Source organism: Mycobacterium sp. (assembly GCF_051006775.1).
In the GTDB taxonomy this organism is placed as follows: domain Bacteria; phylum Actinomycetota; class Actinomycetes; order Mycobacteriales; family Mycobacteriaceae; genus Mycobacterium.
Genome location: NZ_JBPCSX010000168.1, coordinates 34,541 through 48,904 on the forward strand (window position 1 = coordinate 34,541; position 14,364 = coordinate 48,904).

12 protein-coding genes and 1 other RNA gene are annotated in these 14,364 nt (G+C 67.8%); 3 read left to right on the top strand and 10 right to left on the bottom strand.

The window, feature by feature from the left end:
- Positions 1 to 5 precede the first annotated feature (5 nt).
- On the bottom strand, positions 6 to 1,346 hold the full coding sequence (gene glnA, locus ACR2JI_RS12220; RefSeq protein ID WP_526390340.1) for a type I glutamate--ammonia ligase: 1,341 nt from the start codon (positions 1,344 to 1,346) through the stop codon (positions 6 to 8).
- Between the two features lie 152 nt (positions 1,347 to 1,498).
- Here glnA and ACR2JI_RS12225 point away from each other — a divergent pair, with 152 nt between their 5' ends.
- Positions 1,499 to 1,771 carry a hypothetical protein gene (locus ACR2JI_RS12225; protein WP_526390341.1) on the top strand — a complete coding sequence of 91 codons (273 nt, stop codon included), beginning with the start codon at positions 1,499 to 1,501 and terminating at the stop codon, positions 1,769 to 1,771.
- Between the two features lie 9 nt (positions 1,772 to 1,780).
- Here the strand turns inward: ACR2JI_RS12225 and ACR2JI_RS12230 are convergent, their stop codons facing one another.
- The 3 genes from ACR2JI_RS12230 to ACR2JI_RS12240 all read right to left on the bottom strand — a co-directional run bounded on the left by ACR2JI_RS12230 (position 1,781) and on the right by ACR2JI_RS12240 (position 6,416).
- Positions 1,781 to 3,310, bottom strand: a complete 1,530-nt coding sequence (locus ACR2JI_RS12230) for an alpha/beta fold hydrolase (protein ID WP_526390352.1) — start codon at positions 3,308 to 3,310, stop codon at positions 1,781 to 1,783.
- Between the two features lie 68 nt (positions 3,311 to 3,378).
- Positions 3,379 to 4,932 (bottom strand): alpha/beta fold hydrolase, encoded by a 1,554-nt coding sequence (locus tag ACR2JI_RS12235; protein ID WP_526390342.1) that lies wholly within the window; start codon positions 4,930 to 4,932, stop codon positions 3,379 to 3,381.
- Between the two features lie 80 nt (positions 4,933 to 5,012).
- Positions 5,013 to 6,416 carry a WS/DGAT/MGAT family O-acyltransferase gene (locus ACR2JI_RS12240; RefSeq protein ID WP_526390353.1) on the bottom strand — a complete coding sequence of 468 codons (1,404 nt, stop codon included), beginning with the start codon at positions 6,414 to 6,416 and terminating at the stop codon, positions 5,013 to 5,015.
- A 173-nt stretch (positions 6,417 to 6,589) separates the two neighbouring features.
- Between ACR2JI_RS12240 and panB the strand changes: the two genes are divergently transcribed.
- Entirely contained in the window at positions 6,590 to 7,429 is an 840-nt protein-coding gene (gene panB, locus ACR2JI_RS12245) for a 3-methyl-2-oxobutanoate hydroxymethyltransferase (protein WP_526390343.1), read from the top strand.
- Here the strand turns inward: panB and ACR2JI_RS12250 are convergent.
- On the bottom strand, positions 7,426 to 8,208 hold the full coding sequence (locus tag ACR2JI_RS12250) for an enoyl-CoA hydratase/isomerase family protein (protein WP_526390344.1): 783 nt from the start codon (positions 8,206 to 8,208) through the stop codon (positions 7,426 to 7,428). The genes panB and ACR2JI_RS12250 overlap by 4 nt on opposite strands.
- 28 nt (positions 8,209 to 8,236) lie before the next feature.
- A complete protein-coding gene (locus tag ACR2JI_RS12255) occupies positions 8,237 to 10,102 on the bottom strand; it encodes a fatty acyl-AMP ligase (protein ID WP_526390345.1) in 1,866 nt (621 codons plus the stop codon).
- A gap of 197 nt (positions 10,103 to 10,299) precedes the next feature.
- On the opposite strand from ACR2JI_RS12255, the gene ACR2JI_RS12260 reads away from it, so the two are divergent.
- On the top strand, positions 10,300 to 11,817 hold the full coding sequence (locus tag ACR2JI_RS12260; RefSeq protein WP_526390346.1) for a CYTH and CHAD domain-containing protein: 1,518 nt from the start codon (positions 10,300 to 10,302) through the stop codon (positions 11,815 to 11,817).
- Positions 11,818 to 11,833: 16 nt separating this feature from the next.
- Here ACR2JI_RS12260 and rnpB read toward each other — a convergent pair.
- The 4 genes from rnpB to ACR2JI_RS12280 form a co-directional block, all read right to left on the bottom strand.
- An RNA gene (gene rnpB / locus ACR2JI_RS12265) (RNase P RNA component class A) lies at positions 11,834 to 12,254 on the bottom strand.
- A 43-nt stretch (positions 12,255 to 12,297) separates the two neighbouring features.
- Positions 12,298 to 13,344 (bottom strand): class I SAM-dependent methyltransferase, encoded by a 1,047-nt coding sequence (locus ACR2JI_RS12270; RefSeq protein ID WP_526390347.1) that lies wholly within the window; start codon positions 13,342 to 13,344, stop codon positions 12,298 to 12,300.
- A gap of 13 nt (positions 13,345 to 13,357) precedes the next feature.
- On the bottom strand, positions 13,358 to 14,002 hold the full coding sequence (locus ACR2JI_RS12275) for an SAM-dependent methyltransferase (protein ID WP_526390348.1): 645 nt from the start codon (positions 14,000 to 14,002) through the stop codon (positions 13,358 to 13,360).
- On the bottom strand, positions 13,999 to 14,364 hold a 366-nt coding region (locus ACR2JI_RS12280), incomplete at its 5' end, for a histidine phosphatase family protein (protein WP_526390349.1). The genes ACR2JI_RS12280 and ACR2JI_RS12275, both read right to left, overlap by 4 nt.

The following is a 14,364-nucleotide window of genomic DNA, read 5'->3' on the forward strand; positions in this document are numbered from 1 at the left end:
CGACGCTACAGCGACAGATACTTCTTGAGCTCGAACGGAGTCACGGTGCTGCGGTACTCCTCCCACTCCGCGCGCTTATTGCGCAGGAAGTAGTCGAAGACGTGCTCGCCGAGCGCCTCGGCGACCAGCTCGGAGTTCTCCATCTCGCCCAGGGCCACGCCGAGGCTGGACGGCAACTCCCGATAGCCCATCGCGCGGCGTTCCTCAGGCGTCAGGGTCCAGACGTTGTCCTCTGCCTGCGGTCCGAGTTGATAGTTCTTTTCGATACCACGCAGTCCGGCGGCGAGCAGCACCGCGAAGGTCAGGTACGGGTTGCACGCCGAGTCAGGGCTGCGCACCTCAATACGTCGCGATGCGGCCTTGCGCGGGGTGTACATCGGCACCCGCACCAGGGCCGAGCGGTTGGCAGCGCCCCAGGACGCCGCCGTCGGCGCCTCTCCCCCGTGGACCAGTCGCTTGTAGGAGTTCACCCACTGGTTGGTGACAGCGCTGATCTCACTGGCGTGCTCGAGGATCCCGGCGATGAACGACTTGGTGACATCGGAGAGTTGCAGCGGGTCATCCGCGCTGTGGAACGCGTTGGTCTCGCCCTCGAACAGGCTCATGTGGGTGTGCATCGCCGAACCGGGGTATTCGGCGAAGGGCTTGGGCATGAACGACGCCCGCGCACCCTCGGCAAGCGCCACCTCCTTGACCACGTAGCGGAAGGTCATCACGTTGTCGGCCATCGACAGCGCGTCGGCGTAGCGCAGGTCGATCTCCTGCTGGCCGGGCGCGCCCTCGTGGTGGCTGAACTCCACCGAGATGCCCATCTGCTCAAGTGCGTCGATGGCGTGGCGGCGGAAGTTCGGGGCCGAATCATGAACGGACTGATCGAAATAGCCACCGTTGTCAGCCGGCACCGGTTCGGACCCGTCGTACGGACCGGGCTCGAGGAGGAAGAACTCGATCTCGGGATGCACGTAACAGGTGAATCCCAGATCGCTGGCCTTGGCCAGTTGGCGGCGCAGCACGTGACGGCTGTCCGCCCAGGACGGAGATCCGTCGGGCATGGTGATATCGCAGAACATCCGCGCCGAGTGGTGCTGTCCGGCACTGGTGGTCCACGGCAGCACCTGGAAGGTCGACGGGTCGGGCCGGGCCACGGTGTCGGATTCGAAGACCCGGGCGAAACCCTCGATCGAGGATCCGTCGAATCCGATGCCCTCCTCGAAGGCGCCCTCGAGTTCGGCCGGCGCGATCGCCACCGACTTCAGATATCCGAGGACGTCGGTGAACCACAACCGGACGAATCGGATATCCCGCTCCTCGAGGGTGCGCAGCACGAATTCCTTCTGCCGGTCCATCACCCGAGCGTAGGCATCCGCTGTTAACTCCGTGTTACATCCCGACGGCTGCCCGGCACTGTCGGTTACGCGTTGACGTGCGAATATAGAGCCGGAGTCCGGACTATGGCCCCGGGGCCGCGCCGGAACAGTCGAGGGAGGACACCAGCACCATGAGAACAGCTCACACCCGTCGCATCACCCTGCTGCTCGGCGGCTTCGCCGTCGTCGGCGTCACGGCCCTCTCGGGTTGTTCACCGAGCGGCGAAAAGCCGGCGAAAACGAATGAGCCGTCGCAGACCGCGCCGAGTTCGTCCGGTGCAGCGCCCTCTCCCACCGAGAAGGCGCCCACCCTGACCCCCGGCGGTCCGAATTCGTTCACCCCCGGTATCAAGGCTCCGGCGGCGCCGACCGCGCTGCCCGGCAACGTCATCACCGGTAACTGACCACCTGCGCTAGCAGCGCAGGTTCCCCGGCACCACCCGGTCGACGAAGAATCGCACCACCGTGTCGTCGACGCAGGCGTCACCGTCGAACACCGCGGTGTGCTGGGTGCCCTCGTAGGTGATCAGTGGCGCGCCGAGCTGGCGGGCCAGATTCACCCCGGCCTGATACGGCGTCGCAGGGTCATGCGTGGTCGACACCACGACCACACTTCCGGCCGGGGCGGGCGCAGCCTGATGCGGCGCCTGCGTCGCCGGGACCGGCCAGAACGCGCAGAGGTCCCGGGGGGCGAAACCGGTGAAGTTCCCGTAGGCCAGGAACGGCGCCCGCTCCCGGATACGGCGGTCGGCCTCGGCCCATACCGCCGGGTCCATCGGGGTGGGCTGATCCACGCAGCGGATGGCGTTGAACGCGTCCTGGCCGTTGCTGTAGTGACCGTCCTCGTCACGGTCCTGATACTCGTCGGCGAGCAGCAGAAGATCGTCGGCCTCGGCGCCCCGGCGCAGTCCGATGAGGCCACTGGTGAGGTACTTCCAGTACTGCGGGGCATACAGCGCGTTGATCGTCCCGGTGATCGCGTCGGCATAGCTCAGCCCCCGCGGGTCGTCGGTCGCGCCGGGTTTGAACACCAGTGGGTTCACCAACTGGTGGTAGCGGTTCACCCATTGAGCAGGGTCGGCGCCCAGCGGGCAGGACGGCGACTTGGCGCAGTCGGCCGCATAGTCGGTGAAGGCCACCTGGAATCCGGCCATCTGCTCGACCAGCGAGTCGATCGGATCCTGCTGTGGATCGATAGCTCCGTCGAGAACCATGGCCCGAACCCGGTTGGGGAACTGATTGACATATGCCGTCCCCAGTTCGGTGCCGTAGCTGTAACCGAGATAGCTGATCTGATCATCGCCCAGCGCCTGACGCACCGCATCCATATCCTTTGCCGCAGAAGCGGTTCCGACGCCCGCCAGGAAGGACTTACCCATCCGTTCCAGACAGTTTTGCGCCAGATTGCGGTAAAGCTGCTCGATCAGCGACACTCCGGCCGGACTGAAGTCGACCATCGGCTCGCGGCGCCAAGCGTCGAACTCGGCATCGGTGCGGCACCTGGTCTGCGGTGTGGAGTGACCCACTCCGCGCGGGTCGAACCCGACCAGGTCGAAATGCTCACTGACCGCGCTGCCCGATATGGCGTCGGAGAGGTTCACCACCGCGTCTACGGCGGATGCGCCGGGACCACCCGGGTTCATCAGCAGTGAACCGAGCCGCTTTCCGGTGGCGGGAATCTTGATGACAGCCAATTGCGCCTGTGGCCCAGCAGGATTCGCCTGATCGATCGGAACCGCGACGGTGGTACACAAAGCGGTCGGCAGATAGGCGTCCGATATGACGTCCTCGCAGCCTTTCCAGGCCGTTTGCGGCACGGTCTGCCCCGGGCCGGGGGCAGCGGCAGCCGACCCGGTCGCGATGACCACCGTCATTGCGGTACAGAGGAACCCGTAGACCATCGAGGCCGAGCCGACGTGACTCGTTCGTGTCATGGCCGCCATCGTGACACGGCCCGCCACCGGTCAACGGTGCCGAACGGTCACACGTCGGTCTCAGAAACGCGGCGGTTTCAGCAGGTCGCGCCTTCCGGCGGCAGTTGCAGGTCGATCAGGTACGCGGCGACGAAGTCATCGACGCACTGCTGACCCTGGAATGCCACCGTGTGCTGAGTTCCGGTGAACGTCAACAAAGCTCCACCGAGCTGCCTGGCCAGATCCACTCCGGCCTGGTACGGGGTGGCCGGATCGCCGGTGGTCGAGATCACCATCACCGGCGGCAGGCCGGGGGCCGCCACGGCGTGCGGGGTACTCGTCGGCGGCACCGGCCAGAACGCGCAGGTGCTCAGCGGCGCGTGGCCGGTGAACTCCCCGTAGCTCATGAACGGGGCGACTTCACGTAGCCGACGATCCTCCTCGATCACCTTCGCCCGGTCGGTGATCGGCGGCTGGTCCACACAGTTGACCGCGACCCGGGCGTCGGTGGCATTGGTGTAGCGGCCCAGCTGATCCCGGCGCATGTACATATCGGACAGCGCCAGCATGGTGTCTCCGCGCCCCTTGGTCATTTCGGTCAGACCCCGGGTCAGATGCCGCCACAGGTTCGGCGAGTACAGCGCCATGATGGTGCCGACGATGGAGTCGCTGTAGCTCAGGCCACGGGGATCGCGAGTGGGCATCGGCTTGTCCACCAACGGATTCACCAGGCTGCGGTAGACCTCGACCGCCTTGTCCGGATCCTCGCCCAGCGGGCACTCGGGATCCTGCGCGCAGTCGGCGGCATAGTCGTTGAACGCCTTCTGGAACGCTTCGGCCTGGTCGATGTCGGACTGGATCGGATCGGCGTTGGGATCAACCGCGCCATCGAGGATCATCGCCCGCACCTTCTCCGGGTAAGCCTCCGCGTAGGCGGCGCCGATCCGGGTGCCGTACGAGAAACCGAGATAGTTCAGCTTCTCGTCGCCAACCGCGGCACGCAGCGCATCGAGATCCTTGGCGACGCTGGCGGTCCCGACATTCTCCAGGAAGTTGGCGCCCATCTTGTCGGTACAGCGCTGAACGAACTCCCTGGTCTGCTGCTCGATGTGGGCGACGCCCTCGGGGCTGTAGTCGACCTGCGGATCGGCCCGCAGGCGATCGTTGTCGGCATCGGAGTTACACCACAGCGCCGGGGTCGACGATCCCACGCCGCGCGGGTCGAACCCGACCAGGTCGAAACGCTTGCGCACGCTCGGCGGCATGGTTTCGACCAGGCTTGTGGCAGCTTCGATACCGGACTCCCCCGGACCGCCCGGGTTGATCAGCAGGGAGCCGATCTTGTCGCCGGTGGCCGGGAATCGGATCATCGCCAGGGCAGCGGTCGGACCGTCGGGATTGGCGTAGTCGATCGGAACGGCGATCTTGCCGCACTCGGCGCCGGCCGGAACCGGCATCGATTCCCCACCGCCACCGGCCGGCCGGCACGCCCCCCACACCACCGGCTGTCCGATCTGGGGCTCGGCCAGCACCGCGGTACCACCCACGACTGTGCTGCACCCGGCACTGGCCAGCAGTGCCGCGACAGCGGGAAGCACCACGGCGGTGCGCACGGCACGGGGCCGCCAAGACGAAACGGGGTACGGCCTCATGGCGAACATGCTGCCATGGCCGACGGAATCACCTGGTAGGCCAACCGCCTGGCGGGTCTGGGTCGACGGCAGCCGGGACGTCAGCCGGCCTCGGCGGCCACCAGCAGTTCGGACAGCCCGACGGCGAAACCATCAGCCAGATCCCACAGGTCCGGCAGCAGGGCCGGACATGAGATCACGCCCACGTAGAGCTTGCCCGTGAGCGACATCACGGTGATGTTCAGGCCCGCCCCGTGGAATATCGGACCCAGCGGGTACATCGCCTTCACCTCTGCGCCGAGGAAGTACAGCGGGACCTGCGGGCCGGGCACATTGGACACCACCAGGTTGTGCACCGGCCGGGTCTCGGTGAGGTTGCTGCTGGCATAGAGCCGCATCGCCAGACCGAACAGGGCCGGTCCGGCGAACTGGCTCCAGTCCTGCAGCAGCGTGGCACCGATGGCAGAGCTGTGCTCCTTGGCGGCACTGTTGTCTTCGGCGATCGCCATCAGTCGCTCGCCGGCGTCGTCGATCTGGGTCTCCAGGCTGGAGAACATGCCCGACACCTGATTGCGGCCCGGCCGGTCGGAGCGGTCGTGCACCGAGACCGGGATCATCGCCACCAGCGAGGACTCCGGAAGCCCGCCGCGCTCGAGCAGGTAATTGCGCAGCACGCCCGAGACCAAGGCCATCACCACGTCATTGACCTTCACCCCGAACGCGCTCCTGACGGTCTTGATGTCCTTGAGGTCGAGTTCGGCGAAGGCGACATTGCGCTGGGCGGTGACGCTGGCGTTGAACGGGGTCGGCGGGGCGGCGAACGGTGCGGCCATCGCCGGGCCACCACCGGTGACCCTTTTCACGGTGTCGACGATGGTGTTCACCGTCGCGGGAATCACGTTGGTAGCCAACGCTATCGGACGACCGATGAAGTGGCCGAGTCCGCCGATCGCGATCCGCAACTGATCGGCCGGACCGCTGGCTGCCACCGGCTCCGGTGCCGGCGGATTCGGTTCGACACTGCACAGCTGGGACATCAGGTCGGCGCCGGAAACCCCATCGACGGCGGCGTGATGGATCTTCGTCATGACCGCCAGCAGACCGCCCTTGCGGGCATCGGTGCCGTCGACGCCCTCGATGACCCACATCTCCCAGAGCGGGTGGCGGCGGTCCAGCGGCAGCGATGCCAGATGCCCGCAGATCTCGGCGAGCTCGGCGCGACCACCGGGAGCGGGCAGGCCGACGCGGTGGACGTGCCGCTCGAGGTCGAAATCCTGGTCCTCCACCCAGACCGGGTGGTCCAGGTTGAGGAAGCTGTTGGCCAGCTTCTCCCGAAAGGTGGGTATCGCGGCCAGCCGGCGGGCCAGTTCGGCGCGCAGCCCCCCGAAGCTGTAGCCGCCCGGGATGGTCGAGGCGTCCAGCACCAGGACCGAGCAGACGTGCAACGGTTGGGTGGGTGTCTCCAGATAGAGGAAGCTGGCGTCTAGGCCGCTGAGCCGCTGCAGATGCTGCATGGAACCGATGCTAGGCCTGCAGAGGGTGTGAGGAAGTGCACTCGGCGAGATGTATCGGTGCCCCGAAGCCGGTGGCATAATCAAAACGTCACCCGAACCCGGGGACCCTGCCGGAACAGGCACAAGGGCCACGAGGATCGAACCGACTAACACTGGGGCATGTCATGTCAGAGCAGTCGCTCTACGGCGCCGACGCGCGCACGTCTTCTCCCGTCAAGATCCGCACCCACCACCTGCAGCGGTGGAAGTCCGAGGGGCACAGGTGGGCCATGCTCACCGCCTACGACTTCTCCACCGCGCGACTGTTCGACGAGGCCGGTATCCCGGTCCTGCTCGTCGGCGACTCAGCGGCCAATGTGGTCTACGGCTACGACACCACCGTTCCGGTCACCATCGACGAGATGATTCCGTTGGTTCGCGGCGTCGTCCGCGGCGCCGAGCACGCCCTGGTGATCGCCGACCTACCGTTCGGCACCTACGAGGGTGGCCCCGCTCAGGCGCTGGCCACCGCGACCCGCTTCCTCAAGGAGACCGGCGCGCACGCGGTCAAGCTCGAGGGCGGCGAACGGGTCGCCGACCAGATCGCCACCCTGACCGCGGCCGGGATCCCGGTGATGGCTCATATCGGTTTCACCCCGCAGAGCGTCAACAGCCTGGGCGGGTTCCGGGTGCAGGGTCGCGGAGACGCCGCCGAACAGACCGTGCACGATGCGATCGCCGTTCAGGAGGCCGGCGCTTTCGCGGTGGTCATGGAGATGGTGCCCGCCGAACTGGCCACCCAGATCACCGGCAAGCTGACCATCCCGACCGTCGGGATCGGCGCCGGCCCCAGCTGCGACGCTCAGGTGCTGGTCTGGCAGGACATGGCCGGACTCACAACCGGCAGGACCGCCAAGTTCGTCAAGAGGTTCGGCGAGGTCGGCGCCGAGCTGCGTCGCGCCGTGACCGCCTATGCCGACGAGGTGGCCAGCGGGGCCTTCCCCGCCGAGGAGCACAGCTTCTAGCTGAAACTCGGCGTGCGCTTGTTGAGGAACGCGTCGATGCCCTCACCACCGTCGGCGCTGTCGGCGCATTGCGCGATCAGCCGGCCTTCGAATTCCATCTGCTCCTCAAGCCCGGACCCGAACGACGCCAGTAGGAGCTTCTTGACCGCGCTGCTGGAACCCTTTGCCGCAGAAGCCATCTGCTCGGCCAGAGCCGTCGCCCTGGCCTCGAGTTCGGCGCCTGGCACCACGTCGTTGATCAGACCCCAGTCGGCGGCCTCGGCAGCGGTCAGCGTCCGATTGGTCAGCATCAACTCCTGCGCCCGGCGCACGCCGACGAGGCGCGGCAGGTAGTAGGACGCGCTGCCGTCCGGGCTCAGTCCGGCCCTCGTGTAGGCCATCGTGAAGGATGCGGTGTCGGCGGCCAGCACCAGATCGCCCGCGATCGCGAGGCTGAAGCCGGCTCCGGCCGCGGTGCCGTTGACAGCGGTGATCAGGACGGCATCCATGCGGGCGAACGTCGATATGGCCCGGTGCAGATCGTCGGCGATGCCCTTGACGAATGACCCCGCACCCAGTGGGGACGCGGCCATCGCTTTGAGGTCACCCCCGGCGCAGAAGAACCGGCCGGCCCCGGTGAGCACCACGGCCTTGATCTCGGCCACCGCGCACAGTTCGGCGACGGCCGCGAGTTCGCGGGTCATCACGTCGTTCATCCCATTGGCGGCATCGGGGCGGTTCAGGACGATCCGCGCGATCGGTCCGGTCCGGTCGAAGCTCAGGGTCTGGTATTCGCTCACGTCCGGAACGTTATCCGGTGACGCCGGGTTACCGCTGCCCGAGTTCCCCGGCCAGGTACTCGGCCCGGCACGCCCGGCGGGCCAGCTTGCCGCTGGTGGTCCGCGGAATGGCGCCGGCGGCAACCAGACGCACGTCGGCTACCGCCAGCGTGTGGTGCCGCGACACCGCGGCGCGGATCGCGTCCACGATCGGCCCCGGTTCGGCCTTACCGGCGCCCGGCCCGCGCTCGGCCACGATGACCAGCCGCTCCCCGGCCCCGATCGCGCCGGCCGACGCGGGCAGTTCGGCGGCGGGTACCGAGAACGCCGCGACGAATCCGGCGCGCACCGCCTTGGAGGCAGCGGACACGGTGGCTTCGATGTCCTGCGGGTAGTGGTTGCGGCCGTCGATGATCACCAGATCCTTGATCCGGCCGGTGATGTAGAGCTCGCCGTCGAGGAACAGTCCCATGTCACCGGTGCGGAACCAGGTGTCGTTGATCGCGACACCCTCGGCGTGGCTGCCCTGTTCGAGCCGCACCTGCAGCTTGTTGTGGAACGACAGCTCAGTCTCGCGCGCCCGGCCCCAGTAGCCGCGACCGACGTTCTCACCGTGCAGCCAGATTTCGCCCACTCGGCCGTCGGGCAGCTCGGCCTCGCTGGCCGGATCAACGATCACGGCCCACTGGCTGCGCGAAATCCGCCCGCAGGACACCTGCGGGACAGCGTTCGGGGTGTCCGGGTCCACCCGAACCGCGCGCCCCTGACCCAGTTCGATCCGGTCCAGGTAGATCGCACTTGCTCGGGCGTGCGGGCCGATGGTCGAGACGAACAGGGTGGCCTCGGCCATCCCGTAGGACGGTTTGATGGCCTCCGGCGGCAGTCCGTAGGGAGCGAACGCGGCGTTGAACTTGTCGATCGAACCGATGTTCACCGGTTCCGAGCCGTTGATCAGTCCGGCGACATTGCTCAGGTCGAGGTCCTCACCCGCGGGCGGCAGGCCGCGGTCGGCGGCCAGCTCGAAGGCGAAATTCGGCGCAGCCGCGAAGGTGCGCCCGCGTTTGGCCTCGACAGCGAGTTCCCTGATCCAACGATGCGGGCGGCGAACGAACGCCGTGGGCGACATCAGCGTGAAGGCACGGCCGAGCAGGGCCGGGAACATGATCATCAACAGGCCCATGTCATGGAACAGCGGCAACCAGCTGATGCTGGTGATGTCCCAGTCCAGGCCAACCGAGATGATCATCTGGACGACGTTGGTGCAGACCGCCCGATGGGTGATCTCCACTCCGGCGGGCGCCCGGGTCGATCCCGACGTGTACTGCAGGTAGGCGATGCTGTCGCCGCTGAGCTCGGCGGGCACGAACGTGGCGCCAACCGAATCCGGTACGGCGTCGATCGCGATGACCCGGGGCCGGCGATCCCGCGGCAGCTTGCGCAGGAAGGCATTCACGGCCTCCGCACCCGCCGAGGTCGTCAGCACCACCGTCGGTGTCGCGTCGGCCAGCACCGCGTCGAGCCGCTCGGCGTGACCGGGAAGCTCCGGGGCGAACAGCGGGACCGCGATGTTTCCGGCCTGGATCGCGGCGAAGAAGCCGACGATGTAGTCCAATCCCTGCGGCGCCAGTATCGCCACCCGCTCGCCGGGCTCACAGACCTGCTGCAGCCGCGCCCCGACCGCCCGCAGCCGGACCCCCAGTTCCTGCCAGTTCAGTTCGATGGGGCGGCCGTCGGGATCATGTTCGAAGTCCAGGTAGCGGTAGGACACGGTGTCGCCGAGCTCGGCGATGTTGCTGTCGAGGAACGAGGTGATGGTGACTTCCGGGGGCAGGGTGATGTTGCCCGCCTCGTCGAGGTAATCCTCGAGTCGCAGCCGATCACCCCGCTCGGCGGTGTCATTCGTTCCGCAGCGCATCTGTGGATTCTAAGAGTTCCGGGGCACCAGATGCACCCAGGGCTTGGGCGCGCCGCGATTTCCTTTCCGGGATAGTGCCCCTGACGCCGTCCCCGGACCGTCCCGGACGCGGTGATGCCGGCGTCGTGTTCACTTTGGTGTGCCACCCTGTGCGGGCGACCGTATGCAGTCCGGGTCGATGGCTGGTGAAGGTGGAAATGGGCGCAAAATCAGCGGGTACCGCCCGCTTCGTCGAGGTTGAGCGGAAATACGACGTTCCGGAGTCGACGGTGTTCCCGTCGTTCGACGGGATCGCCACGGTGGCCCGGGTGGAGAAGTTTCCGGCGCAGTCGATGGACGCCCTCTACTTCGACACACCCGACCACGGCCTGGCCCGCCACCACATCACATTGCGCCGCCGGACCGGCGGTTCGGATGCGGGTTGGCACCTGAAACTGCCGGCCGGCGCCGATGCCCGCACCGAGGTGCACGCGTCCCTGGACGGCGGGTCGCAGGCGGATAGCGCCGAGGTGCCCGCCGAACTCCTCGACATCGTGGCAGCCATCGCGCGGGGGCGCGCACCGGTGCCGGTGGCCCGGATCGCGACGGTTCGAAGCGTGGTGAGGCTGTACGGGGCCGACGGGGCCGAGCTGGCCGAGTTCGCCGATGACGAGGTCAGCGCATGGGCGATGAACCCCGACGGCAGCCCCGGGGCCGAACAGCGCTGGCACGAGTGGGAGCTGGAGTTGGCCCACGGCGTGCACGATGGCGGCCCCGAATTGCTCAAGCGGTTGGGCAACCGGCTGTTCGACGCCGGCGCGAAACCGGCCGGCCACGGGTCGAAACTGGCCAAGGTCCTGGGCGCGGCGGATCGGCAAGACCATCGGCAGGAACCGGCGCCGCCCGCCGACCCGGTGCATCGGGCCGTCGCCGAGCAGGTCCACCGTCTGCTGGAGTGGGACCGTGCGGTCCGGGCCGACGCCGACGACGCGGTCCATCAGATGCGGGTCACCACCCGTCAGATTCGCAGCCTTCTGCAAGCCTCCGAGGCGGCCTTCGGACTGACCGAGGAGTCCTCGATCCTCGTCGAGCTACGCGAGTTGGCCGGGGTGCTGGGGACCGCCCGGGATGCCGAGGTGCTCGCCGAGCGTTACCGCGACGCCCTGGATTCGTTGCCGCCGTATCTGGTCCGCGGACCGGTGCGCGAACGACTTGTCAACGGCGCCTGGCAGCGCTATCACGGGGGTCTGAACCGGGCACTGAAGGCGATGCGTTCACAACGCTACTTCCGCCTGCTCGACGCGCTCGACGAGGTCGTTGCGGCTCCGGTTTCCGCACCCGATGCCGAACATCCGCCGGCCACCATCGCATCGAGTTACCACCGGGTGCGCAAGGCCGCCAGGGCGGTGGCCGCTGCCGACACCGCCGAGGATCACGACGAAGCCCTGCATCGAATCCGCAAGGCCGCCAAGAGACTTCGCTATGTCGCGGCCGCGACCGGTGACGCCAAGGTCTCGGATCGGGCCAAGGCAATCCAGAGCCTGCTCGGCGATCACCAGGACAGTGTGATCAGCCGCACGCACCTGCTCGAGGAGGTGGCCGCCGCACACGCCGCCGGTGAGGACACCTTCACCTACGGCGTGCTCTTCCAACAGGAATATGAATTGGCCCGGCGAAGCGAGCGGGAACTCGGCGACGCCCTGCGGGCGCTGCGGCGCAGCGTTCGCAAGTCCTGACAGCGCCCCCGGGGGGCGGACGAGTTGACCTGTAAGCCGGATTCTGTTCCGCTGCCCGACGTGACGCCGGGCCGCGGCGACGACCATCCATCTGGGCACACCGTCGCCGGGTACCTCGAGCGGCCTACCCGCAGGCTCGGGCGAGCAGCCCTCAAGCGCCTGCGCAGCCGCACCCTGAGCCCGAAGGCACGGGTGCGGCCTCTTGGCCTTGCTTCGGGTGGGGTTTACCAAGCCATCCCGGTCACCCGGAATGCTGGTGCGCTCTTACCGCACCGTTTCACCCTTACCACCGGCCCTTACGGGTGCGGTGGCGGTCTGTTTTCTGTGGCACTGTCCCGCGAGTCACCTCGGATTGCCGTTAGCAATCACCCTGCTCTGTGAAGTCCGGACTTTCCTCGACCCGACATACGTCGGGCCGCGGTCGCCCGGCCAACTCGTCCGCACCCGATAACGTACTGCCGTGCCGACCTAATCCGCGAACTACTGCGCGTGGGCGCCCTTGCGGTAGACCAGCCAGCGCATCTCGATCGGGCATTGTTCGCGCGGGACGTCGAAGACGTCCAGCCCGCTGGTCCAGTTCTCATACCAACTGGTGGGAGGCCATTTATCCGCCGGCACGTGGGCTTTCTCGTACTCGTAGACCGAATCGTCGGCGACCAGTTCCAGGGGCAGACCCGATACCGCGTCGGCCAGTTCCCGCCGGGTGAAGATCGAGGTGTAGGCCTGCTGGCCGAACTCCAGCGCCGCGGCATCGACGGTGTGGCCGGAGCGGACCAGGAAGATGTTGAACAGCAGGCGCCCTCCGGGGGCCAGGCAGTGCGCGGCCAGTTCCAGCAGGCCGCGCAGCTGTTCGGTGCTGCGGAAGTCCGACACCACCTCCGAGAGCAGGATCAGCTGGTAGTCGGTGCGCAGATCGTCGAGGGTCGTGAAGACGTCCCGCTGGATCACCCGGACGTCGAGGGAATCCCTGGCCGCCTCGGACCGGATGATGTCGGCGAATCCGCCGGTCATCTCGACAGCCTCGACCGGATGGCCCCGACGGGCCAGCGCGAGGGTGTTGCGCCCGGTGCCGGCGCCGATGTCGAGCACCCGGAAGCCGGCCGGGTCGGGGGCTTCGCCGGCCAGGTCCCACACCCGGGCGTCGGGCTCGGTGCCGAACAGCGGAGGTTCGCGGGTGGCGATCCAGTTGTCATAGGCCCCGGCGACGCTGAACCAGCGGGTGTTGATGGTGTAGGTGGCGGTCAGTCCCACCGGTGACTCGTAGCCGATGACGATGTCGGAGCGCGGTGATGCCGCATACGCTTCGGCCAGCTGAGCCCTGAGGATGCCGCGCATATGGTCGAAATCCTCATCCGAGAAGTGCACGCCGATCGCCTTGAACGTGTCATCGAGGGTGGTGACGTACTCCTCGACCATGCCCGGCACGGCCGGCAGGACGATCTCCCCCTTGACCACCCCGCGGCGGTGCAGGCGTCGGGTGACGGCCCGGCGCAGCGAGGCGTCGGCCGAGCCCAGCGGTGTGTCCACGTCTGAAATCCCCCTAGCCCGTTCGCGGCGGCCGGGACCGCCGAATCCGCACCACGTTATCGGTCAGCGCCGCCGGCTCGCCGTCCGGTCCGTTCACGATGCGCTCGACGCGACCGATCTGGACGTGTTCCCACTCGGCGTCGTCGAGGGCCAGCCCGGCCAGTACCGACTCGGCGCCGGCGAACACATGGTCATGCATCCGGGTCGCCCACGGCGGTGCGGCGGCGTGGTCGACGATCAGCAGGGTTCCGCCCGGAGCCACCGCAGCGACCGCCCGGCGCAGGATCGTCGGCCGGTCCTTCTCCACCGGACTGTGCAGGAACTGCGCCGACACCAGATCGAAGAGTCCCGGCGGGAAACCACTGTCGAGGTCGTACTGACAGAACTCGATCCGGTCGGCCACCCCGCGGTCCTGCGCGGCGGCGCGGGCCCGCGCGAGCGCGGTGTCGGAGACGTCGACGGCCACGACGGTCCAACCGTGCTCGGCCAGCCAGATCGCGTCGGCCCCCTCACCGCAGCCCAGGTCCAGCGCCCGGGTGCCGGCCAGTTCCGGGACGATCTCGGCCAGCCGGGTGTTGACCCGCCCACTCCAGACCTGGGGCTTGGCCGTGTAGTGCTGTTCCCAGGTGGCGTAGCTGTCGCCGGACGGATCGGTCATCGCAGGTAGGACGTGTCGTTGACCAACCGGACCGAGGCTCCGTCGTCCGGGTAGAACTCGGCGATGCTCAGCGACGCGAGGTCCAAATGGAGCCGGTGCAGGATGCTGATACCCGCACCCAGTGCCAGCCGCAGCAGGGTCTTGATCGGGGTCACGTGCGAGACCACCAGGACCGTCGAGGCGCCGTGCTCGGCGATGATCCGCTCCCGGGCCCGTTCGATGCGGCTCTGCACCTCGTCGAAGCTCTCGCCGCCCGGCGGCCGCAGACCGGTGTCGCGCAGCCAGCGGCCGTGCAGATCGGGGTCGCGCTCGGCGGCCTCGGTGAAGGTGAGCCCCTCCCAGTCGCCGAAGTCGGTCTCGAT